We start from the raw sequence: 20,021 nt of genomic DNA on the forward strand, positions 1-20,021 counted from the left end.
GTCGGTGGAGCCGCAATCGAACGACCCCGGGTCCGCCCGCGGCCGATCGCGTGCCCGAACCCTCGTCGGCACACATTCGACGGTAGCGTCCCCACCATGGACGGGCAGCAGATGACAATCGACGACCACTACACCGGAGAGCTCACGGCGGACTCGGATCCGCAGCGGCGATCCTTCGCGGGCGCCAGCATCACCAAGATCTCCGTCGGCCCCATGGACAACAACGCCTATCTGGTGGTCTGTTCCGAGACCGGCGAATCCCTGCTCATCGACGCCGCGAACGACGCGGACCGGCTCGTGAGCCTGGTCGGGGCCGCGGCGCCGACCCTCACCTCGATCGTCACCACCCACCAGCATCCGGACCACTGGCTGGCGCTCGCCGAGGTGGTCGGCAAGACCGGCGTCCCCACCATCGCGCACGCCCTCGACGCGGGCCCGCTCCCTGTCGCGCCCGACCGCACCGTGACCGACGGCGACCTGGTGGAGGTGGGCCGACTCTCACTCGAGGTCATCCACCTCGCGGGTCACACCCCGGGGTCGATCGCGCTGGCGCTGACCGATCCGGCGACCGGCCAGGTCCATCTCTTCAGCGGGGACTCGCTCTTCCCCGGCGGCGTCGGCAAGACCGCCGATGCGGAGAAGTTCGCCTCGCTCTACCGGGACGTGACGACCAAGCTCTTCGAGCGGTTCCCCGACGACACGGTCGTGTACCCGGGACACGGCAAGGACACCACGATCGGCGCCGAGCGGCCGTTCCTCGCGGACTGGCAGGAACGCGGTTGGTGACGCCCGCCCCTGGCTAGGGTGGAGTGAACCCGATCACGAGGGAGGCCACACCATGTTGGTCCGTCGAATCGCCCGCCCCCTGCTCGCAACGGTGTTCATCACCGGCGGCATCGATGCTCTCCGACATCCCGCCGGGAAAGCAGACGTCGCGGAGCCGGTCATCCAGCAAGCACATGGCGCTCTCCCAGACCGCGTCGCGGCGCTGGTGCCCTCTGACCCCACGAATCTGGTGCGCCTGAACGGGGCGATCCAGGTCGGTGCTGGCGCGTTGCTGGCCATCGGCAAGGCTCCGCGCGTCGCATCGCTGACCCTGGCGGGCAGCCTGCTGCCGACCACGCTCGCCGGCCATGCGTTCTGGAGGGAGTCCGACCCTGTGCAGCGGGCCGCTCACCGGACCCAGTTCTTCAAGAACATGAGCCTGCTCGGCGGTTTGCTGATCGCAGGCGTCGATACCGAGGGCAAGCCGTCGCTCGGATGGCGGGGCCGCCGAGCGGCCCGTCATGCCTCCGATGCGGTGCTGGCGGCGCTGCCAACGGCCAAGGAGAGTGAGGCGCACGGAGCGGTCGGTGAGCGACTCCAGTCCGCATCGGAACGGGTCCGTGAGCTCGCGGCCGAGGCGGCCGAACGCGGTGCAGCCCTTGCGGAGACGGCACAGGAACACGCCCCGGAACTCCTCGCGCTCGCCCGCGAACGCGGTGCAGCCCTTGCGGAGACGGCACAGGAGCGCGCCCCCGAGCTCCTCTCGCTCGCGCGCGAACACGGCGCCGAGTGGACCGAGACGGCCGCCGAGCGCGGCGCCCGACTCGGCCACACGGTCGGCGTTGGTACCGAACGCGCCGTGCGGCGGGCCCGACGGGCCGTCGCGGACCTGAACTCGTGATCCCTGCCCCGGAACCCCGGATCATCCGCGAGATCGAGGATCACCACGCGGTGCTCGAACGGTGGCTCGGGACCGTCGCGGACCCGGCGCTGCTGACCGAGTTCATCGGCGCCCACACCGCGGACTTCTCACTCGTCACGACCGACGGGCACGTCGTGTCCGGCGACCAGCTCGCCGATTCGCTCCGCGGGGCGGGGGGCGCGGTCCCCGGCCTCCGGGTCGTCATCACGGCGGTCGAGGTGCAGATCGCCACCGCCGAGGTGGCGATCGCCCGGTTCACCGAGACACACCACACCGAGACCGGAACCGGGTCCGGCGTCCGGGTGGTCACCGCCGTCCTGATCCCCGCGCCTGCCGCCCGCAACGGCCTCCGTTGGCGCTCGGTGCACGAGACCCTCCGCACCGACTGAACCACGCGCCGCAGGTGACGCGCCGGACGACGCTCTGACCTGGCCCTTCTGCGTCCGAGCCACCCGCCCACTAGACTCGCTTGGCACTTTTCCCTCCCCTACCGCCCGAGGAGACCACTTGCCGGACGAGGCGCTGCAGCACGACGAACGTGAGCGCGAGCAGCAGTACGTGTCGATGCTGTACGACCGTCTTGATTCGCTGCGTGACTACGCCGCGACCCGCCTGCGCAAGGTGCTCCTCGAGACCGGCGGTACCCCGCAGGCTCGCAGCGAGCGCGAGTCGTTCAGCCTGATGTACACCGAGGACATCGCCAAATACGACGCGGCGGAGAACGGCCTCTGCTTCGGGCGGATCGACCTCGACGGGCAGGATCCGGACGAGGAAGCGCCCGACGGCGACGCGCGGCGCTATATCGGCCGGGTGGGCATCCTCGACGAGGCCAACGACTACGAGACGCTGCTGCTGGACTGGCGCGCGCCGCTTGCCCGGCCGTTCTACCTGGCGACCCCGGCCGCGCCCGAGGGCGTCACCCGGCGCAGGCACATCAGGACCCGCAGCCGGAAGGTCACCGGGCTCGGCGACGAGTACCTGGACCTCGCGACCGCGGAGCGCGCGGGGGCCCTCGACGGCGCCGACGGCGTTGCGGGTGAGAGCGCCCTGCTCACCGCGCTGAACGCGGCCAGGACCGGCCACATGAACGACATCGTCGAGACCATCCAGTCGGAGCAGGACGCGATCATCCGGTCCGAGCACAAGTCGGTGATGGTCGTGCAGGGCGGGCCAGGAACCGGCAAGACCGCGGTGGCACTGCACCGCGCGGCGTACCTGCTCTACACCTACCGGCAGCAGCTGGCGAAGAGCGGCGTGCTGATCATCGGGCCCAACGACACCTTCCTCGACTACATCGGCCAGGTGCTCCCCTCACTCGGCGAGACCGGCGTGCTGCTCTCCACCATCGGCGACCTCTATCCGGGAGTGCGTGCCACGCATCAGGATTCGCTCGAGTGTGGCGAGGTCAAGGGCTCGCTCGCGATGGTCGAGGTGCTCAAGCAGGCGGTCAGGGACCGGCAGGAGACCCCGCCGGAGCCGATCCGGCTGAGGTTCGACTCCTACCCGATCTCCCTCGATCGCAAGGTCGTCACCCGCGCGCGCGGGCGGGCCCGCTCGTCGCGGCGCCCGCACAACCTCGCCCGGCCGATCTTCGTCTCGGCGGTGATCGAGGCCCTCGCCGATCAGCATGCGGCCCGGATCGGGTCGAACGTGTTGGGCGGGGCGAACCTGCTCAGCCGCGACGACATCGCCGACATCCGGGACGAGATGCGCGGCGACCCCGAGGTGATGGCCGCGATCGACGGGCTGTGGCCGCAGCTGACACCCCAGCGGGTGCTCGCGGACCTGCTCGGTTCCCGGAAGCGGCTGGACACGGCGGCACGCCAACTCACCGCCGCGCAGCGCGAACTGCTGCACCGCACCGGCGTCGCGGGGTTCAGTGCCGCCGACGCTCCCCTGCTCGACGAGCTCGCCGAGCTGCTCGGTGTGGACGATGCGGCGGAACGCGAACGCGCGGACCGCGAATGGCGGGCACAGATCGCCGATGCCCAGGGCGCGCTGGACATTCTCACCGGCTCGGCCCCGCAGGACCTCGAGGACGAGCTGGATCCCGAGATCCTGATGGCGTACGACCTGATCGACGCGGGCCAGCTCGCGCAGCGTCAGGACCTGCGGCAGTCCCAGACCGCGGCCGAGCGCGCGGCGGCCGACCGCACCTGGACGTACGGGCACGTCATCGTGGACGAGGCGCAGGAACTCTCGGAGATGGCCTGGCGAATGCTGATGCGGCGCATCCCGAATCGGTGGATGACCCTGGTCGGCGACACCGCCCAGACGGGCGATCCGGCGGGCAGCTCGTCCTGGCAGACGGTGCTCGAGCCGTACGTCGCCCGGCGCTGGAAACTGACCGAGCTGACGGTGAACTACCGCACGCCGTCCGAGATCATGGAGGTCGCGCAGGACGTGCTCGCCCTGATCGACCCCGACCAGACGGTGCCCCGTTCGGTGCGCGACTCGGGGACGCGGCCGTGGGCACGGCGGGTGCCCGAGGGCGACGTCGCCGAGCAGGTCCGTCGGCTGGTGGCCGCGGAGACCGGGCCAGGTCTCGTCGCGGTCCTGACCAGCGAGTCCGGGGTCGACGAGTACATCGACCTGATCTCGGATTCGGTGAGCGTGCTCTCGGTCCGGCAGGCGAAGGGGCTCGAGTTCGACGCGGTCCTCATCGTGGAGCCCGGTCAGATCGTGGACGAGTCACCGCGCGGGATGAACGACCTCTACGTCGCGCTCACCCGCGCCACGCAACGGCTCGGCGTCGTACATGCACACCCGCTCCCGGACGGACTCTCGAAACTGTCTGCACTCGAATAGTTTTCACGGGCGCAGTGACAAACCGCCCCCGTCGGCGAGGCCGGCGGGGGCGGGAGATGTTCGACGCGACTAGCGGACCGTGTGCACGATCAGGACGTCGGAGGTCGACTTACGTGCCGCGTCCGAGGGGACCGATCCGAGCAGACGCCCGGTCAGCGTGTTCAGTCCACGGTTGCCGATCACCAACAGGTCGGCCTCGACCTCGTCGATGAGCGCGAGCAGCGAGTCCACGGGAGCGCCGACGACGGCGCGCTCGACGATATCGGCCGCGCCTGCCGCGTGCGCCCGCTCGCGAGCGGTCCGCAGGATCTCGAAGGTGGGCGCGGAACCGGTGATCTGGTACGCGTCCTCACGGAGGGTGTCCTGCGCGGCCTCGATGTCCTTCGGGTCCGCGGGGTAGTAGGCGCAGGCGATGACCAGTTTCGCGCCGGCGTCCGCCGCCAACGACGCGGCCTTGTCCACTGCCTTCAGGGACGAATCCGAGCCATCGGTTCCGACGACGATGGTGCGGTAGGCGCTCATTCATTCCTCCAAGGTGCTCAGGTCTGACCGGAGCGCCGCAGAATCACGGACAGCCCGGCCGCTGGGAAAGACCCTAGCCGGATCGCGATCGGGTTAGGGGGAATTGCGGCACAACGCACATCGGCGCCGCATCGCTACATTAGATCTCATGCGAATCCCCCGGCCGCAGGGAATCAGGACCCGGATCGTCGTGGCCGTCGCCCTCGTTGCCGTCGGCGCCGGTGCCATCGCCGTGACCAGGTCGATCACCGAGCCGCCCGCGCCGGTGACCGAGGATGTCGCGGTGACGATGCCCGCGGGCCCCTCGGAGTCGGATCAGGTCAAAATCGATGCCCGCCTGTATCTTCCGCAGCACACCCCGGCACCTGCCGTACTCCTCGCGCACGGGTTCGGCGGCAGCAAGGACTCCGTCGCCGCCCAGGCGGGGGCGCTCGCGGAGGACGGGTTCGTGGTGCTGGCATACAGCGCCAGGGGTTTCGGGCAGAGCACCGGTCAGATCTCGTTGAACGACCCGGATCGCGAGGTGGCGGACGCTCGCGGCCTCGTCGACTGGCTGGCCGCGCGCGGCGAGGTCGAGCGGGACGGCCCCGGCGACCCGCGGATCGGCGTTGCGGGCGGATCCTATGGCGGCGCACTGGCCTTGATGCTCGGCGGACTCGACTCGCGTATCGATGCGATCGCCGCGGCGATCACGTGGAATGACCTGGGCCACGCCCTGTTTCCGAACTTCGGCACGATCGAATCGCCGCCACCGTCGACGCCGGCCGCGGCCGGGTACGGCGGCCCTGGTGTGCTCAAACGCGGCTGGGCCGGCATCTTCTTCGGCGCGGGCGCGGGCGCGGCCCCATCCGAGGCAGGAGCGGAGGCGGCCGAACCGCGGCCGGAACCGGGACCCTGCGGACGGTTCGCACTGGAGTTCTGTCGGGAGTACGCCGCGGCCGCGGTATCAGGGAAACCGAGCCGGGAGCTGCTGGACCTGCTCCGTGCGCACTCGCCCGCGGCGGTCGCGGGCGCGATCACCGCACCCACGCTGCTGATCCAGGGCGAACAGGACACGCTGTTCGGACTGGACCAGTCCGACGCGACCGCGCGCCAGATCGCCGCGGCAGGCACACCCGTCCAGGTGCGCTGGTTTCCCGGTGGGCACGACGCCGGGGGCGAGGGCACCCGCTTCAGCGAGTCCGCGACCTCGCGGTTCCTGTCCGAGCAACTCCGCGGGTCCGGCGAGGTGGATGAGGAGTTCGTCTTCTCGCTCCCTGGCACTCCGACCGATCAGGGTCGCCCCTCCTACCGGCGGATGACCGCGGCCGACTACCCGGGCCTGGTCGCGGACGCGCCGCCGACCCCGACGATCGATCTCCCGCTTGCCGGACCGGCATCGCAGAGCATCCTCCGACCGCCCGGCGCCGCGCCTGCCGCACTGTCGGCGGTGCCCGGCCTCGGCTCGGCGCTGTCGAACCTGAGTGCCGTTGGCGGGCCCGCAGCGGATCTGGTGGCCGACCCGCCCGGCCAGTCCGCCGCGTTCGCCACCGCACCGCTCGACCATCCGCTCACGATCACGGGTGTCTCCACGGCCCGGCTCACAGTCACCGCAGCCTCCGCGCCGGGGGACGCCGTGCTGTTCGCGAAGCTGTACGACGTGAGCCCCGACGGCAGGCGCACCCTGCCCGGCGGTGCGGTCTCCGCGATCCGGCTGCCCGACGGCCCCGGACCGCACCCGATCGCGGTGGCCCTGCCGGGTATTGCGTTCCAGGTGCCGCAGGGACACCACCTCGAAGTGGTCGTCGCCACCACCGACCAGGCCTACGCGAACCCGCTCAGCCCGGCGCAGTACTCGGTGGCCCTCGCCGACGACGCCGGGCTCCTGGTCCCGAGCGTGCCCGCCGCCAGCTCCAGCCGTTCGCTGCCGATCGGCCCGCTGATCGGGATCGCCTGCATCCTCGGAGGGGCGGCCCTCCTGGTCACCATCGGCGTGATCCGGCGCCGACGACGCGTGGCGGCCGAGGTCGACCCTGCCCTCGTCGACACCCCGCTGGTCATCACCGACCTGCGCAAGACCTACGACAACGGCTTCCGCGCGGTCGACGGGGTGAGCTTCACCGTCCGCCGCGGCCAGGTCCTCGGGCTGCTCGGTCCCAATGGCGCGGGCAAGACCACCACCCTGCGGATGTTGATGGGGCTGATCACGCCGACCGAGGGCGAGATCCGCGTCTTCGGCCACCGGGTCACGCCGGGTGCGCCCGTGCTCTCCCGGCTCGGGTCCTTCGTCGAGGGGTCCGGCTTGCTGCCGCATCTGAGCGGCATCGACAATCTGCGGCTGTACTGGGAGGCCACCGGGCGGCCTGCCGGCGAGGCGCGCATGGACGAGGCCCTCGAGATCGCGGATCTCGGCGATGCGATCGAACGGAAGGTCCGTTCCTACAGCCAGGGAATGCGTCAGCGGCTCGCGATCGCGCAGGCGATGCTAGGCCTGCCGGACCTGATGGTCCTGGACGAACCCACCAACGGGCTCGACCCGCCGCAGATCCGCACCATGCGGGAGGTGCTGATCAACTACGCGCGCACCGGGCGCACCGTCCTCGTCTCCAGCCACCTGTTGGCCGAGGTCGAGCAGACCTGCACCGACGTGGTGGTGATGAACCACGGCCGGGTGATCAGTTCCGGCACCGTCGAGGAGCTCACCTCCGCCGAGGGTGCCACCGAACTACGGGTCGACGACCCCGCCCGGGCGGCCGTGGTCCTCGAGTCGGTCGACGGCCTCGGGCCCGTACGCCTGATCGAGGGCGAGAATCCCCGGCTGCGGGTCGATCTCGGCGAAACCGACCCGGCGGCGCTGGTGCGCACCCTCGTCGGCGCGGGCATCGGCGTCCGGGGCCTGTCGAAGACGACCCGCCTCGAGGACGTGTTCCTCCGACTGGTGGACATCTCCGACCATCGCGAGCACGACAGGGAGGACGCATGACCAGCCATGCCGACGGCGGAGCCGTCACATCCCATGCCGACGGCGGAGCCGTCATGTCCCATCCCGACGGCCGGGCGGCCGGCTACCGGGCGACGCACACCCTGCCGCTGCGCACCGAGCTCAAGCGGCAGTTCAAACGCAGGCGCACCCACCTGGCGCTCGGCTTCCTGGCGTTGCTGCCGGTGATCCTCGCGATCGCGTTCGCCATCGGCGGGTCGGACTCCTCCGGATCCGGCGGGGTCGACCTGATCGCACTCGGCACCACGGGCGGGGTGAACTTCACCGTGTTCTGCCTGTTCATGTCGGTCGGTTTCCTGCTGATCGTGGTGGTGGCGTTGTTCTTCGGCGATTCCGTCGCGAGCGAGGCGTCCTGGTCCTCGCTGCGGTACCTGCTGGCCATCCCGGTCCCCCGCAGTCGGCTGCTGCAGCAGAAGGCCATCGTGTCCGCGGCGCTGTCCGCGCTTGCGATCCTGATCCTGTTCGGGGTGGCGCTCACGCTCGGCACCGCCCTGTACGGGACGGGGCCGCTCGTGACCCCGTTCGGCGATTCCCTCGGGTACCGCGAGGCGGTGGGACGACTGCTGGTCGCGCTGGCGTTCATCGCGGTGAACCTGACCTGGGTGGCGGGTCTGGCCCTGCTGCTCTCCGTGCTCACCGACGCCCCGCTCGGCGCGGTCGGCGGCACGGTGATGGTGTCCATCCTCGTGCAGATCCTCGACCAGATCACCGCGCTCGGGCACTGGCGCGACTATCTGCCGGGGCACTTCTCGTTCGCCTGGACCCGCCTCCTGGCACCGACGGTGGACTGGCACGACATCGTGGTCGGGTCGTTCTCGGCGCTGGCGTACGCGGCGGTGTTCGGACTGCTGGCCTGGCAGCGGTTCGCGGTCAAGGACATCACCAGCTGACCGCGCCCGGCCACGGTCAGCGCGAGACCGCGGACCCGTACACCCCGTCCGGGAACACCGCCTGGTCCACCAGGACCTCGCGCAGATCGGTGCCGAGTTCGAGCAGGCGCGCCGCGCCGTCCTCGCCCAGCGCCGCCCACGGGGCGACCGCCATCTCGTCGGTCAGTTCCTCGACGCACTCGCGCAACTCCCAGCCGGCACCGGTGAGCTCTCCGTCGTCCCCGAGCAGACCCCGGTCGGTGAGCGATTCCACCGCGCCGCGCCACTGCTCGTCGGACCAGCCGCGGCGGGACCTGGCGAACTGCTCCTGGAACCCGTTGCCGGTCGCGGTGTGCGAGACCAGCGCCTCGATCCCGGAGAGACCCGCGGTCTGCAGGGCGGCGATGTGTCCGTCACCTCGGTACTCGCGGAGCAGCGTCAGCGCGTGCCAGAGCACCAGGTGCGGCTCGGACGGCCACTCGATCTCGGCGTGGCCCGCGAACAGCGGACGACCGGCTGCCTCGGGGATGGCGCGCGCCGCGGTGGCCGCCAGACTCGCGGCCTCGTCGAACACCGATGAGCCGATCGCCTCTGCGCCGTAGATCCGCCGCATCGCCGCGTCCACCCCGCGATACCTGGCCTCCACGACGGCAGCAGGCCGTGCCTGCGTCCAAGCGGTCGGGATCACCGGCGCGATCGCCTCGGGGTTGAAGTTGTAGAAGGTCGCCGCGACCACCCCCGCCCCCACCGCGCCCATCGCGGCGGACCGTCCGGCGAAGTAGCACATGCGGCCCGGGGTCAGGCCCGCCGCGACGAGGCTCTCGTTCACCTCCGGCGCGAAATACGACATGCCGTGGATCAGGTCAAGGGTCCGGGCTGCCTGCCCCGCCGTCCGTGCGTCCATGTGCTCGACCGTAGCGGGCGCGCGCGGAACGTCACCGTCCGGTCGGTGAACGACCCGCGCCCTGCTCGCTCTACGAGAGGCCGGCGGCGTCCATCCCCCGAAGCTCCTTCTTCAGGTCCTGGATCTCGTCGCGCAACCGCCCGGCCAGCTCGAACTGCAGCTCGCGCGCGGCGTTCATCATCTGGTCCGTCAGTTCCTTGACCAGGTCCGCCAGCTCCGCCCGCGGCATCGACTTCACGTCCCGGCCCTCGTACACGCCCGCGCTGACAGCCCGGCCCGCCTCGCCCTGGGCGCGACGCCCGCGGCTGGCGTTGCGCCCCGAACCGCCGACGTCCACGCCCGCGGCCGTGTCATCGGCCTCCTCGTAGACCTGGTCGAGGATGTCGGCGATCTTCTTGCGCAGCGGCTGCGGGTCGACGCCCATCTCCCGGTTGTAGGCGATCTGCTTCTCGCGGCGACGATCGGTCTCCTCGATCGCGTGGGCCATCGAGTCGGTGATCTTGTCCGCGTACATGTGCACCTGGCCGGAGACGTTGCGGGCCGCGCGGCCGATGGTCTGGATCAGGCTGGTGGAACTGCGCAGGAAGCCCTCCTTGTCGGCGTCCAGGATCGCGACGAGCGACACCTCCGGTAGGTCGAGGCCCTCGCGCAGCAGGTTGATGCCGACGAGCACGTCGTACTCCCCCAGCCGCAGCTGTCGGAGCAACTCGACCCGGCGGAGGGTGTCGATGTCCGAGTGCAGGTACCGCACCCGGATCCCCAGTTCCAGCAGGTAATCGGTCAGGTCCTCGGCCATCTTCTTGGTGAGGGTGGTGACCAGGACCCGCTCGTCCTTGTCGGTGCGCTCCCTGATCTCGTGCACGAGATCGTCGATCTGGCCCTTGGTGGGCTTGACCACGACCTCCGGGTCCACCAGTCCGGTCGGCCGGATGACCTGCTCGACGAACTCGCCGCCCGCCTGGCCGAGCTCGTACTTGCCCGGCGTGGCCGACAGGTACACGGTCTGCCCGATCCGCTGGGTGAACTCCTCCCAGGTGAGAGGACGGTTGTCTGTTGCCGAGGGCAGCCGGAACCCGAACTCGACGAGGTTGCGCTTGCGGGACATGTCGCCCTCGTACATCGCGCCGATCTGCGGAACGGTGACGTGCGACTCGTCGATGACCAGCAGGAAGTCCTCGGGGAAGTAGTCGATGAGCGTGGCGGGCGCTGTGCCTGCACCACGGCCGTCGATGTGCCGCGAGTAGTTCTCGATCCCGGAGCAGAACCCGACCTGTTTGATCATCTCGATGTCGTAGTTGGTCCGCATCCGCAGCCGCTGCGCCTCGAGCAGCTTGCCGCGCCCCTCCAGGTCGGCGAGCCGCTCCTCGAGCTCGGCCTCGATGTCCTTGACCGCGCGCTCCATCCGCTCCGGACCCGCCACGTAGTGGGTGGCCGGGAAGATGCGCAGCGAATCGACCTGGCGGACCACGTCGCCGGTCAGCGGGTGCAGGTAGTAGAGCGCCTCGATCTCGTCGCCGAAGAACTCGATGCGGATCGCGAGCTCCTCGTACGACGGGATGATCTCCACCGTGTCCCCTCGCACCCGGAACGAACCGCGGGTGAAGGACAGGTCGTTGCGGTTGTACTGCACGTCGACCAGCAGGCGCAGCAGCGCGTCGCGGGGCACCTCGACGCCGACGTCGAGCTGGATCGACCGGTCCAGATAGGACTGCGGGGTGCCGAGACCGTAGATGCACGAGACCGACGCGACCACCACCACGTCACGACGCGAGAGCAGGCTCGAGGTCGCGGAGTGCCGCAGCCGCTCCACGTCGTCGTTGATCGACGAGTCCTTCTCGATGTAGGTGTCCGTCTGCGCGATGTACGCCTCGGGCTGGTAGTAGTCGTAGTACGAGACGAAGTACTCGACTGCGTTGTTCGGCAACATCTCTCGCAGCTCGTTCGCGAGCTGGGCGGCAAGGGTCTTGTTCGGTGCCATCACCAGCGTCGGCCGCTGCAACTTCTCGATCAGCCAGGCCGTCGTCGCCGACTTCCCGGTGCCGGTGGCACCGAGCAGCACCACGTTCTTCTCGTCCGCCCGGATCCGCTTCTCGAGCTCCGCGATCGCCGCGGGCTGGTCGCCTGCGGGCTGGTGCGGGCTCACCACCTCGAACCGGGCCTCGGAGCGTTCGATGTCGCCGACCGGCCGGAACTCGGAGTGCGCCACCACGGGATGCTCGGATGCGAAAGCCATGGAACCAGAGTAAGCCGGGGCACCGACATGCTCCCGGCATCGTCGTCGGGTGCCCGACCCGCCGGGTAGGTTCAACAGCCATGGAAGGCGAAGTGCACGCCCCGAAGATCGAGTCCTTCTCGCTCGCGGACAAGACCAACACCGATCCCAAGGGCTTCGTGCGACCGGTGGACCACTACCGGCTCGAACCGTGGGGCCTGTACATGGCCAGGACCTCGGACCATGCCCACTTCCACTACCTGGAGTCCTGGCTGCTGCCGGACCTGGGCCTGCGGGCGTCGATCTTCCACTACCACCCGTTTCACGCGCGGGATCAGAACCACTACGTCGACATCGGCGAGTTCACCGCGGCACCAGGGGTCTGGCGATCCGAGGACCACTACCTGGACCTGGTGGTGCGGACCGGGCGCGACACCGAACTCCTGGACGTGGACGAACTGATCGCCGCGCATGCGGCAGGCCTGCTCGACGCCGCGACGACCGAGCTGGCGATCCACCGGGCGGTGACCGCGGCGGACGGGATCGCCGCGCACGGTCACGATCTCGATGCCTGGCTCGCCTCGGTCGGGATGCCGATCAGCTGGCGCTGACCGGATGGGATGCCGAGCGGCCTGCGCCGACCGCGCCCCTCAGGAGAGCGACCAACCGCTCCGCTCGGCCCACTCCCAGGCCCGCTGGTAGCCGAGATCGAACCACGGCGCGAGCGCCGCGGCATAGGTCACGGTGGCCTCGTCCGTGTGCGCGTCGGCGGCGGCCCAGCGGACCGCAACCCTCTTGACCTCGAGGAATTCGGCCCGAGCAGCGGCGTCGGCGCGCAGCCAGTCGCGCAGCAGGAGCGCGAAGCGCTGGCCCGGCCAGCCGTCGACGCGCAGGCTGATCTCCACGGGCCTGCCGGGATCGGCGCCGCCGTGGATCCGCTTGTCCCACAAGGCCGGATCGGACTCACCTCCGATGGCGTAGTCCGGCTTCGGATCGTCGCGGGTGATCGACTCGATCCGCGGGAAACCGGCCGCGGCCAGCGGTCCCGCGAGCGCGTCCGCGGCGGCGATGCTCGAGACGGTGATCTGCACGTCGATCACGTCCTTGGCCTCCAGTCCGGGCACCGAGGTCGAGCCGACGTGGTCGATACGAAGGGCGCCCGCACCGCAGGCCAGCCACAGGCGCTCGATCAGCCGTCGGGCCTGGTCCGGCCAGGTCGGGTCGGCGGGCGCGAGAACTGGCCGAACCCGGACCACCGTTCCGGTCCGCAGGTTCTCCTCGAACGGCACCAGCCGCTGTTCCCACAAGGCCTTCACCTCGGCGTCGAGGCCGCCCTGGGGACCGCTGTTGTCCAGCCAGACATCCGCCGCGGCCCGCCGCTGGTCATCGGTCGCCTGCGCCGCGAGGCGCGCCCTGGCGTCGTGCTCCGGCATACCGCGGAGCTCGACCAGGCGTCGCACCCGCTCCTCGGCATCCACGTAGACGACCAGCACGAGGTTGAACAGCGCGCCCATCCGGCCCTCGACCAGGAGCGGAATGTCCTGCACCACCACCGCATCCGCCCCGGCGGACTCGACGAGCTCGGTGGTGCGCCTGCCGACCAGCGGATGGACCACCGCATTCAGCCGCGCCCGCGCCTCGTCGTCCCCGAAGGCCACGGCCGCAAGGGCGGGCCGATCCAGCCGGCCGTCGGGCTGCAGGATCGAGTCACCGAACTCCGCGACCAGCGCGGCCAGCCCCTCGGTTCCCGGTTCCACCACCTCGCGGGCCACCAGGTCGCTGTCGACGACCACGGCACCGAGGTCCGTCAGGATCCTCGATACGGTGGACTTACCCGCTCCAATACCTCCTGTGAGGCCGATTCTCAGCACGCACACCAGTCTGACATCTGAACACGCCGAAGCACACCAGCCCCAAATGCACCAGGTTTACCCGAGACTCGGTATCCTACGGACAGACGCGCCAGGCCACCCATCTCGAGACAAAGGGAATTCCATGCAAAGCCACTACATCCTTCAGGGTCGGCACCGTCTGGGCATCGTCAATGGTGTGCATTGCATCCTGATTCCCGAGGTCGCCACCGCTCTGGCCGAGCACCGTCGCAACTGGTTCACGCAGATGATCAGCCCCGCGCGCCACAGCTTCGCGACGATGCGCAAGCGCACCGCCGTGATGCAGAGCGCCTGGGCCCCTGCCGCAGTGAGCTGATCGGGCTCCCCCCGACTCCCCCACCTCCACGAGTGCCCCCGCCCGAATTCGGGCGGGGCACTCGTCTGTCATGCGTACGCAGATTCGAATGCGGTCGCCGCGACGGCGTCCTACCGTTGGTGACATGACTGTCAAAGCCGATGATCTGCGACTGCTGTTGGCCAGCTCCCTCTCGCAGCCCACGCTGGTGCTGGAGGAGGGCTCGCTCAAGGTTCTCTCGGGAGACGAGGTGGCCAAGCGGTCCTCGTGGGTGGTCGTCACCCTCGAGGACCTCCGCCGAGAACTACCGGACGGCGACAACCCCACCGAACACGATCTGGTGGAGAAGGCCGCCATGCTCGACGAACTCGTGTCCAGCCCGGGGGCCTGACCGGAGAGACAAAACAACCCCGGTCCTGTACGGACCGGGGTTGTTCTGTGAGACCCGGCTAGCGGGTCATCGTGTCACGCGTTGCCGGACAGCTTCTCGCGGAGAGCGGCGAGCTGCGCATCGCTGGCGAGCGAGCCACCAGCGGATTCCGGAGCGGCACCGGCGGACTCGCCGGCGTCGGCCGAACCGGTCTCGGAGGAGTAGCCTGCGGCGGCGTTGGCAGCCTCGGCGGCCTCGTCCGCAGCGGTCTTCTCCATCTGAGCGGTGTGCATCTTGTGGCGACGCTCGGCCTCGGCGTAGCGGCCTTCCCACTCTTCACGCTGCTTGTCGAAGCCCTCGAGCCATTCGTTGGTCTCGGGATCGAAGCCCTCGGGAAGATGTAGTTGCCCTGCTCGTCGTACGAGTCGGCCATGCCGTACTTGGACGGATCGAACTCGGCGTTGTAATCCTCGTTGGCCTGCTTCAGCGACAGCGAGATACGACGACGCTCGAGGTCGATGTCGATGACCTTGACGAGGGCATCGTCGCCGACGCCGACAACCTGGTCCGGAACCTCCACGTGGCGCTCGGCCAGCTCGGAGATGTGGACGAGGCCTTCGATTCCCTCTTCGACGCGCACGAAGGCACCGAACGGAACCAGCTTCGTGACCTTGCCGGGCACGATCTGGCCGATCGCGTGGGTGCGGGCGAACTGACGCCACGGGTCTTCCTGCGTCGCCTTGAGCGAGAGGGAGACACGCTCGCGGTCCAGGTCGACGTCGAGAACCTCGACGGTGACCTCGTTGCCGACCTCGACGACCTCGGACGGGTGATCGATGTGCTTCCAGGACAGCTCGGAGACGTGCACCAGGCCGTCGACGCCACCCAGGTCCACGAAGGCACCGAAGTTGACGATGGAGGACACGACACCCTTGCGGACCTGGCCCTTCTGGAGCTGGTGCAGGAACTCGCTGCGGACCTCGGACTGGGTCTGCTCGAGCCATGCGCGACGCGACAGGACCACGTTGTTGCGGTTCTTGTCGAGCTCGATGATCTTGGCCTCGATCTCCTTGCCGACGTACGGCTGCAGATCGCGGACACGACGCATCTCGACCAGCGACGCGGGCAGGAAGCCACGGAGGCCGATGTCGAGGATCAGGCCGCCCTTGACGACCTCGATGACGGTGCCCTTGACGGCCTCGTCCTTCTCCTTGAGCTCCTCGATGGTGCCCCAGGCGCGCTCGTACTGTGCGCGCTTCTTCGACAGGATCAGTCGACCTTCCTTGTCCTCCTTGGTGAGAACAAGAGCCTCGACGGCGTCGCCGACGGAAACGACCTCATTGGGGTCGACGTCGTGCTTGATCGAGAGCTCGCGGGAAGGGATGACGCCTTCGGTCTTGTAACCGATGTCGAGCAGGACCTCGTCGCGGTCGACCTTGACGATGGTCCCTTCGACGATGTCGCCATCGTTGAAGTACTTGATCGTGGCATCGATGGCGGCGAGGAAATCCTCGGCGGAGCCAATGTCGTTGATGGCTACCTGCGGCGAGGTAACGGTTGTGGAGGGCATGTGTTGAGTTGCTCCGGACGGTTGGGTAGTCGGTTGATGGTGTTCTGTCAGACTCACGAATCCCCACCGCCATACCGAATCCGGCACCGTACGGCAGACACTCGCGTGGATTAGGGTACGCGACCTGTAGCGAGCTGGGCAAACCCGGATGCACCGACGTCGGTGGGAAACCCTACTGTTGAGCCCATGCCGGGGTCGACGAATGACGCAACAGACATCACACCGCCGACCGATCCGGCCGACCGTCACGGCGAGGCCAATTCCATCCTCGGGACCAGTGGCGTGAGCCGCGACCGCCTCGACTCCGCCGACAGCGAGCGCGCGAGTCGCGCGTGGTGGGATGCCGATGCCGCCGACTACCACCGCACGCACGGCGACTTCCTGGGCGTCGACTCCGCGGCGGGCGAGTTCGTCTGGTGCCCGGAGGGCCTGCACGAGGGCGATGTCCGCCTGCTCGGCGACGTGGCGGGCCGGGACGTCCTCGAGGTCGGCTGCGGCTCGGCCCCCTGCGCACGCTGGCTCGCGGGCCAGGGCGCACGGGCGGTCGGGCTTGACCTGTCGATGGGCATGCTCACGCGCGGCATGGAGGCGATGGCCAAGGGCGGTCCGCGGGTACCGCTCGTCCAGGCGGGCGCGGAGTCGCTGCCGTTCGCGGACGAGAGCTTCGACATCGTCTGCTCCGCCTTCGGAGCGGTCCCGTTCGTCGCAGATTCCGCGCTGGTGATGCGCGAGGTGGCCCGGGTGCTGCGCCCCGGCGGGCTGTGGGTGTTCGCGGTGAACCACCCGATCCGCTGGATCTTTCCCGACGACCCCGGACCGAAGGGCCTGACCGCGACGATGCCGTACTTCGACCGGACGCCCTACGTGGAGGTCGACGACGACGGCACGCCGACCTACGTGGAACACCACCGCACGATCGGCGACCGGGTGCGCGAGCTCGTCGCGGCGGGCCTCGAGGTGCGCGACATCGTCGAACCCGACTGGCCGGAGTGGCTGGACCGCGAGTGGGGTCAGTGGAGCCCGTTGCGCGGCCAGATATTCCCCGGCACCGCGATCTTCGTCAGCCGCAAGCCCGACTGACCTCGCGCGGGTCAGTCGGGATCGCGGGGCCTGCGGCCGGCCTCGTCGAGCGCCCGCCGCAGCGCGTACTCCAGTTGTGCGTTGACGCTGCGCAGGTCGTCGGCCGCCCACTTGGCGATGGCGTCGTACACGGCGGGATCCAGCCGCAGCAGCACCTTCTTGCGTTCGGCCATGGGATCAGGAGTACAGCGAGCCCGCGTTGACGATGGGCTGGGTGGCCTTGTCGCCGCACAGGACCACCAGCAGGTTGGACACCATGTTCGCTTTGCGTTCCTCGTCGAGCTCGACGACGCCCTGCTCACGGAGGCGATCGAGCGCGAGGCCGACCATCCCGACGGCGCCCTCGACGATCATGGTGCGGGCCGCGACCACCTGGGCCGCCTGCTGACGCACCAGCATCGCCTGCGCGATCTCCGGCGCGTACGCGAGATGGGTGATGCGGGCCTCGATCACCTCGACGCCTGCCAGGTCGGTCCTGTCCCTCAGCTCGGCGGTGAGCTCGGCGGCGACCTCGGTGCCGTCGCGCAGGCTCGTGCCCTGCGTCTGGTCCGAGTCGTAGGGATGCGTGGTGGCCAGGTGCCGGACCGCCGCCTCGGACTGGATCGCGACGTACTCCTCGTAGTCGTCGACCGCGAAGGTCGCCTTGCCGCTGTCGACGACCTTGTAGACGACGACGGCGGCGATCTCGACCGGATTGCCCGCCGCGTCGTTGACCTTCAGCTTCGAGGTCTCGAAGTTGCGCACCCGCAGGGTGACCCGGCGCTTGGTGGTCAGCGGAAGCACCCACTGGAAGCCCGCATCGGCGACCGAGCCGACGTAGCGACCGAAGAACTGGACGACCTTGGCCTCGTTTGGGTTGATCACCGTGAAGCCGGTCGCCAGGAGCACGACCACCACCGCGAGCACGATTGCCATCACCACCCCCGCTGGGCCCGCGAACGCGGCCGCCGCGGCTACCGCCGCGAGCACCACCAGCCCGAGCAGCACCGCGAACCCGTTCAACCGAAACGCCCGACGCTCCATGTCCCCACCTTTGCTATCGAAGTGATATCACTACGATAGCAAGGTGGTCAGAGCAGCTTGGACAGGAACAGCTTGGTCCGATCGTGCTGCGGGTTGGCGAGCAGTTCCCTCGGGTTGCCGGACTCGACGACCACGCCACCGTCCATGAACACCAGCTCGTCGGCGACCTCGCGGGCGAAACCCATCTCGTGGGTCACCACGACCATGGTCATGCCCTCCTTGGCGAGGTTCTTCATCACCCCGAGCACCTCCCCCACCAGCTCCGGATCGAGCGCGGAGGTCGGCTCGTCGAACAGCATCAGCTTCGGGTCCATCGCCAGGGCCCGCGCGATCGCCACCCGCTGCTGCTGGCCGCCGGAGAGCTGCGCCGGATAGGCGTCCGCCTTCTCGCTAAGGCCGACCTGATCGAGGAGGTCGCGGGCGCGTTCGACGGCCTTCTTCTTGGGGACCTTCTTCACCTGCATCGGCGCCTCGATGATGTTCTCGAGCGCGGTACGGTGCGGGAACAGGTTGAAGTGCTGGAAAACCATGCCGATGTCCCGGCGCTGCCGCGCCGCGGCCCGCGGGTGCAGCTCGTAGAGCTTGCCGCCGCGCTCGGAGTACCCGACCAGGTCACCGTCGACGTAGAGCCGCCCGGCATTGACCTGCTCGAGGTGGTTGATGCAGCGCAGGAACGTCGATTTCCCGGACCCGGACGGCCCGACCAGGCACAGCACCTGGCCGCGTTCGATCTCGAGGGACACGCCCCGCAGCACCTTGAGGGCGCCGTAGTTCTTGCAGACCCGGTCCGCCTTCACCATCAGGGTCATCGTCGCTCGCCTCCAGGCGTGTCGGGCAGGGTGTCGGGCGCAGGCATGATCGTGACCGGTTTGCCCTTGGCGTCGGCGAGCGCCTCCAGCTGACGCGCGGTCAGCGTGCGCGAGACGCCACGCGAGTAGTACCGCTCCAGGTAGAACTGGCCGACCATGAGCACGCTGGTGATCGCCAGATACCAGGTCGCGGCCACCAGCAGCAGCGGGATCGGCTGGAAGTTCGCGCCCGAGATGTCGCGCGCGCGGCCGTAGAGCTCGAGGCTGAACGGGATCGCGGTGACCAGCGAGGTGGTCTTGAGCATGCTGATCAGTTCGTTGCCGGTCGGCGGGATGATCACCCGCATCGCCTGCGGCAGCACGGTCCGGCGCATCGTCTGCGACCACGACATGCCCAGCGCGGTGGACGCCTCGGTCTGGCCCTCGCTGACCGAACTGACGCCTGCGCGGACGATCTCCGCCATGTACGCGGCCTCGTTCAACCCGAGCCCGATGATCGCGAACAGGAACGCCGCCTCGAGGCCCTGCAGCTCGATGTGCGCGAACTGGTGCACGAACGGGATGCCCAGGTCCAGCGTCTTGTAGATGGACGAGAACAGTCCCCAGAACACCAGCTGCACGTACACCGGGGTGCCGCGGAAGATCCACAGGTAGACCCACGCCGACGTCCGCAGCACCGGGTTCGGGGACAGCCGCATCACCGCGAGCACGACGCCCAGCACCACCGCGAGCGCCATCGACAGCACCGTCAGCTGGATGGTCACCCACGCCGCCGACGAGATCCGTCGGTCGAACAGGTACTGGCCGTAGACATCCCATGCGAACGCGGGGTTGGTGGCAGCGCCGTACACGAACAGCCCCAGCAGGGTCACGACGACGATCGCGGCGATCCAGCGGCCGGGCCTGCGCAGCGGTATCGCCTTGATCGCCTCCGGCTCCGCCGAACCCCCTGTCTCGGGAGCGTCGCTCTCACTCAGTGCTGGCATCGGTGTCCACCTTT

The 20,021-nt window shown here is 69.3% G+C and carries 18 protein-coding genes and 1 pseudogene; 10 read left to right on the top strand and 9 right to left on the bottom strand.

From position 1 onward, the window contains the following. Positions 1 to 96: 96 nt before the first annotated feature. From BTZ20_RS14165 to BTZ20_RS14180, 4 genes are all read left to right on the top strand, one after another. Positions 97 to 786: an MBL fold metallo-hydrolase gene (locus BTZ20_RS14165; RefSeq protein ID WP_077041807.1), complete on the top strand. Its 690-nt coding sequence runs from the start codon at positions 97 to 99 to the stop codon at positions 784 to 786. A 52-nt stretch (positions 787 to 838) separates the two neighbouring features. Then, positions 839 to 1,666: a DoxX family protein gene (locus BTZ20_RS14170; RefSeq protein WP_077041808.1), complete on the top strand. Its 828-nt coding sequence runs from the start codon at positions 839 to 841 to the stop codon at positions 1,664 to 1,666. Further along, positions 1,663 to 2,076 carry a hypothetical protein gene (locus BTZ20_RS14175; RefSeq protein ID WP_077041809.1) on the top strand — a complete coding sequence of 138 codons (414 nt, stop codon included), beginning with the start codon at positions 1,663 to 1,665 and terminating at the stop codon, positions 2,074 to 2,076. The genes BTZ20_RS14170 and BTZ20_RS14175 overlap by 4 nt, the downstream gene beginning before the upstream one ends. Positions 2,077 to 2,194: 118 nt before the next feature. After that, a complete protein-coding gene (locus BTZ20_RS14180; protein WP_077041810.1) occupies positions 2,195 to 4,495 on the top strand; it encodes a HelD family protein in 2,301 nt (766 codons plus the stop codon). 69 nt (positions 4,496 to 4,564) lie between these two features. Here the strand turns inward: BTZ20_RS14180 and BTZ20_RS14185 are convergent, their stop codons facing one another. Beyond that, positions 4,565 to 5,017 carry a universal stress protein gene (locus BTZ20_RS14185; RefSeq protein ID WP_077041811.1) on the bottom strand — a complete coding sequence of 151 codons (453 nt, stop codon included), beginning with the start codon at positions 5,015 to 5,017 and terminating at the stop codon, positions 4,565 to 4,567. 148 nt (positions 5,018 to 5,165) lie between these two features. On the opposite strand from BTZ20_RS14185, the gene BTZ20_RS14190 reads away from it, so the two are divergent. Next, positions 5,166 to 7,979, top strand: a complete 2,814-nt coding sequence (locus BTZ20_RS14190) for an alpha/beta fold hydrolase (RefSeq protein ID WP_077041812.1) — start codon at positions 5,166 to 5,168, stop codon at positions 7,977 to 7,979. After that, the gene (locus BTZ20_RS14195) at positions 7,976 to 8,887 is read left to right on the top strand and encodes an ABC transporter permease (RefSeq protein WP_077041813.1); all 912 of its coding nucleotides are present in this window, start codon (positions 7,976 to 7,978) and stop codon (positions 8,885 to 8,887) included. Before BTZ20_RS14190 ends, BTZ20_RS14195 begins: the two co-directional genes overlap by 4 nt. A 16-nt stretch (positions 8,888 to 8,903) precedes the next feature. Here BTZ20_RS14195 and BTZ20_RS14200 read toward each other — a convergent pair whose 3' ends face one another. Both BTZ20_RS14200 and uvrB read right to left on the bottom strand, forming a co-directional pair. Then, positions 8,904 to 9,770 carry an SCO6745 family protein gene (locus tag BTZ20_RS14200; RefSeq protein ID WP_077041814.1) on the bottom strand — a complete coding sequence of 289 codons (867 nt, stop codon included), beginning with the start codon at positions 9,768 to 9,770 and terminating at the stop codon, positions 8,904 to 8,906. 70 nt (positions 9,771 to 9,840) lie between these two features. Continuing rightward, the gene (uvrB, locus tag BTZ20_RS14205) at positions 9,841 to 12,003 is read right to left on the bottom strand and encodes an excinuclease ABC subunit UvrB (RefSeq protein WP_077041815.1); all 2,163 of its coding nucleotides are present in this window, start codon (positions 12,001 to 12,003) and stop codon (positions 9,841 to 9,843) included. A gap of 80 nt (positions 12,004 to 12,083) precedes the next feature. Here uvrB and BTZ20_RS14210 point away from each other — a divergent pair, with 80 nt between their 5' ends. Then, positions 12,084 to 12,593, top strand: a complete 510-nt coding sequence (locus tag BTZ20_RS14210; RefSeq protein ID WP_077041816.1) for a DUF402 domain-containing protein — start codon at positions 12,084 to 12,086, stop codon at positions 12,591 to 12,593. A 39-nt stretch (positions 12,594 to 12,632) separates the two neighbouring features. Here the strand turns inward: BTZ20_RS14210 and coaE are convergent, their stop codons facing one another. Next, the gene (gene coaE / locus BTZ20_RS14215) at positions 12,633 to 13,853 is read right to left on the bottom strand and encodes a dephospho-CoA kinase (protein WP_077041817.1); all 1,221 of its coding nucleotides are present in this window, start codon (positions 13,851 to 13,853) and stop codon (positions 12,633 to 12,635) included. Positions 13,854 to 13,977: 124 nt separating this feature from the next. Between coaE and BTZ20_RS14220 the strand changes: the two genes are divergently transcribed. Together BTZ20_RS14220 and BTZ20_RS14225 are read left to right on the top strand one after the other, a co-directional pair. Further along, positions 13,978 to 14,190, top strand: a complete 213-nt coding sequence (locus tag BTZ20_RS14220; protein WP_027502000.1) for a hypothetical protein — start codon at positions 13,978 to 13,980, stop codon at positions 14,188 to 14,190. A 124-nt stretch (positions 14,191 to 14,314) separates the two neighbouring features. After that, a complete protein-coding gene (locus BTZ20_RS14225; protein ID WP_077041818.1) occupies positions 14,315 to 14,560 on the top strand; it encodes a hypothetical protein in 246 nt (81 codons plus the stop codon). 74 nt (positions 14,561 to 14,634) lie between these two features. Here the strand turns inward: BTZ20_RS14225 and rpsA are convergent. Further along, positions 14,635 to 16,109, bottom strand: a pseudogene (gene rpsA, locus BTZ20_RS14230) (30S ribosomal protein S1). 186 nt (positions 16,110 to 16,295) lie between these two features. Between rpsA and BTZ20_RS14235 the strand changes: the two are divergent. Then, complete coding sequence (locus BTZ20_RS14235) at positions 16,296 to 17,189, top strand: class I SAM-dependent methyltransferase (RefSeq protein ID WP_077041819.1); 894 nt, start codon at positions 16,296 to 16,298, stop codon at positions 17,187 to 17,189. Positions 17,190 to 17,200: 11 nt separating this feature from the next. On the opposite strand, the gene BTZ20_RS27270 is transcribed toward BTZ20_RS14235, so the two are convergent. From BTZ20_RS27270 to BTZ20_RS14250, 4 genes are read right to left on the bottom strand one after another with little or no spacing between them, the layout of a single operon-like run. Further along, entirely contained in the window at positions 17,201 to 17,362 is a 162-nt protein-coding gene (locus BTZ20_RS27270; protein ID WP_169310583.1) for a hypothetical protein, read from the bottom strand. 4 nt (positions 17,363 to 17,366) lie between these two features. Next, a complete protein-coding gene (locus BTZ20_RS14240) occupies positions 17,367 to 18,212 on the bottom strand; it encodes an SPFH domain-containing protein (protein WP_077041820.1) in 846 nt (281 codons plus the stop codon). Between the two features lie 47 nt (positions 18,213 to 18,259). After that, positions 18,260 to 19,021, bottom strand: a complete 762-nt coding sequence (locus BTZ20_RS14245) for an amino acid ABC transporter ATP-binding protein (RefSeq protein WP_077041821.1) — start codon at positions 19,019 to 19,021, stop codon at positions 18,260 to 18,262. Continuing rightward, positions 19,018 to 20,007: an amino acid ABC transporter permease gene (locus BTZ20_RS14250; RefSeq protein WP_077041822.1), complete on the bottom strand. Its 990-nt coding sequence runs from the start codon at positions 20,005 to 20,007 to the stop codon at positions 19,018 to 19,020. The genes BTZ20_RS14245 and BTZ20_RS14250 overlap by 4 nt, the downstream gene beginning before the upstream one ends. Positions 20,008 to 20,021: the final 14 nt, after the last annotated feature.

Origin of the sequence: Rhodococcus sp. MTM3W5.2, assembly GCF_001984015.1 — a bacterium.
GTDB lineage: Bacteria > Actinomycetota > Actinomycetes > Mycobacteriales > Mycobacteriaceae > Rhodococcus_G > Rhodococcus_G oryzae.

Excerpts from the sequence above, each read along its gene's own strand:
- BTZ20_RS14240 (WP_077041820.1), bottom strand. The coding sequence starts at position 18,212 with ATGGAGCGTCGGGCGTTTCGGTTGAACGGGTTCGCGGTGCTGCTCGGG.
- BTZ20_RS14250 (WP_077041822.1), bottom strand. The coding sequence starts at position 20,007 with ATGCCAGCACTGAGTGAGAGCGACGCTCCCGAGACAGGGGGTTCGGCG.
- BTZ20_RS14190 (WP_077041812.1), top strand. The coding sequence starts at position 5,166 with ATGCGAATCCCCCGGCCGCAGGGAATCAGGACCCGGATCGTCGTGGCC.
- BTZ20_RS14220 (WP_027502000.1), top strand. The coding sequence starts at position 13,978 with ATGCAAAGCCACTACATCCTTCAGGGTCGGCACCGTCTGGGCATCGTC.
- BTZ20_RS14165 (WP_077041807.1), top strand. The coding sequence starts at position 97 with ATGGACGGGCAGCAGATGACAATCGACGACCACTACACCGGAGAGCTC.
- uvrB (WP_077041815.1), bottom strand. The coding sequence starts at position 12,003 with ATGGCTTTCGCATCCGAGCATCCCGTGGTGGCGCACTCCGAGTTCCGG.
- BTZ20_RS14245 (WP_077041821.1), bottom strand. The coding sequence starts at position 19,021 with ATGACCCTGATGGTGAAGGCGGACCGGGTCTGCAAGAACTACGGCGCC.
- BTZ20_RS14200 (WP_077041814.1), bottom strand. The coding sequence starts at position 9,770 with ATGGACGCACGGACGGCGGGGCAGGCAGCCCGGACCCTTGACCTGATC.
- BTZ20_RS14225 (WP_077041818.1), top strand. The coding sequence starts at position 14,315 with ATGACTGTCAAAGCCGATGATCTGCGACTGCTGTTGGCCAGCTCCCTC.
- BTZ20_RS14170 (WP_077041808.1), top strand. The coding sequence starts at position 839 with ATGTTGGTCCGTCGAATCGCCCGCCCCCTGCTCGCAACGGTGTTCATC.
- BTZ20_RS14210 (WP_077041816.1), top strand. The coding sequence starts at position 12,084 with ATGGAAGGCGAAGTGCACGCCCCGAAGATCGAGTCCTTCTCGCTCGCG.
- BTZ20_RS14185 (WP_077041811.1), bottom strand. The coding sequence starts at position 5,017 with ATGAGCGCCTACCGCACCATCGTCGTCGGAACCGATGGCTCGGATTCG.
- BTZ20_RS14235 (WP_077041819.1), top strand. The coding sequence starts at position 16,296 with ATGCCGGGGTCGACGAATGACGCAACAGACATCACACCGCCGACCGAT.
- BTZ20_RS14195 (WP_077041813.1), top strand. The coding sequence starts at position 7,976 with ATGACCAGCCATGCCGACGGCGGAGCCGTCACATCCCATGCCGACGGC.
- BTZ20_RS27270 (WP_169310583.1), bottom strand. The coding sequence starts at position 17,362 with ATGGCCGAACGCAAGAAGGTGCTGCTGCGGCTGGATCCCGCCGTGTAC.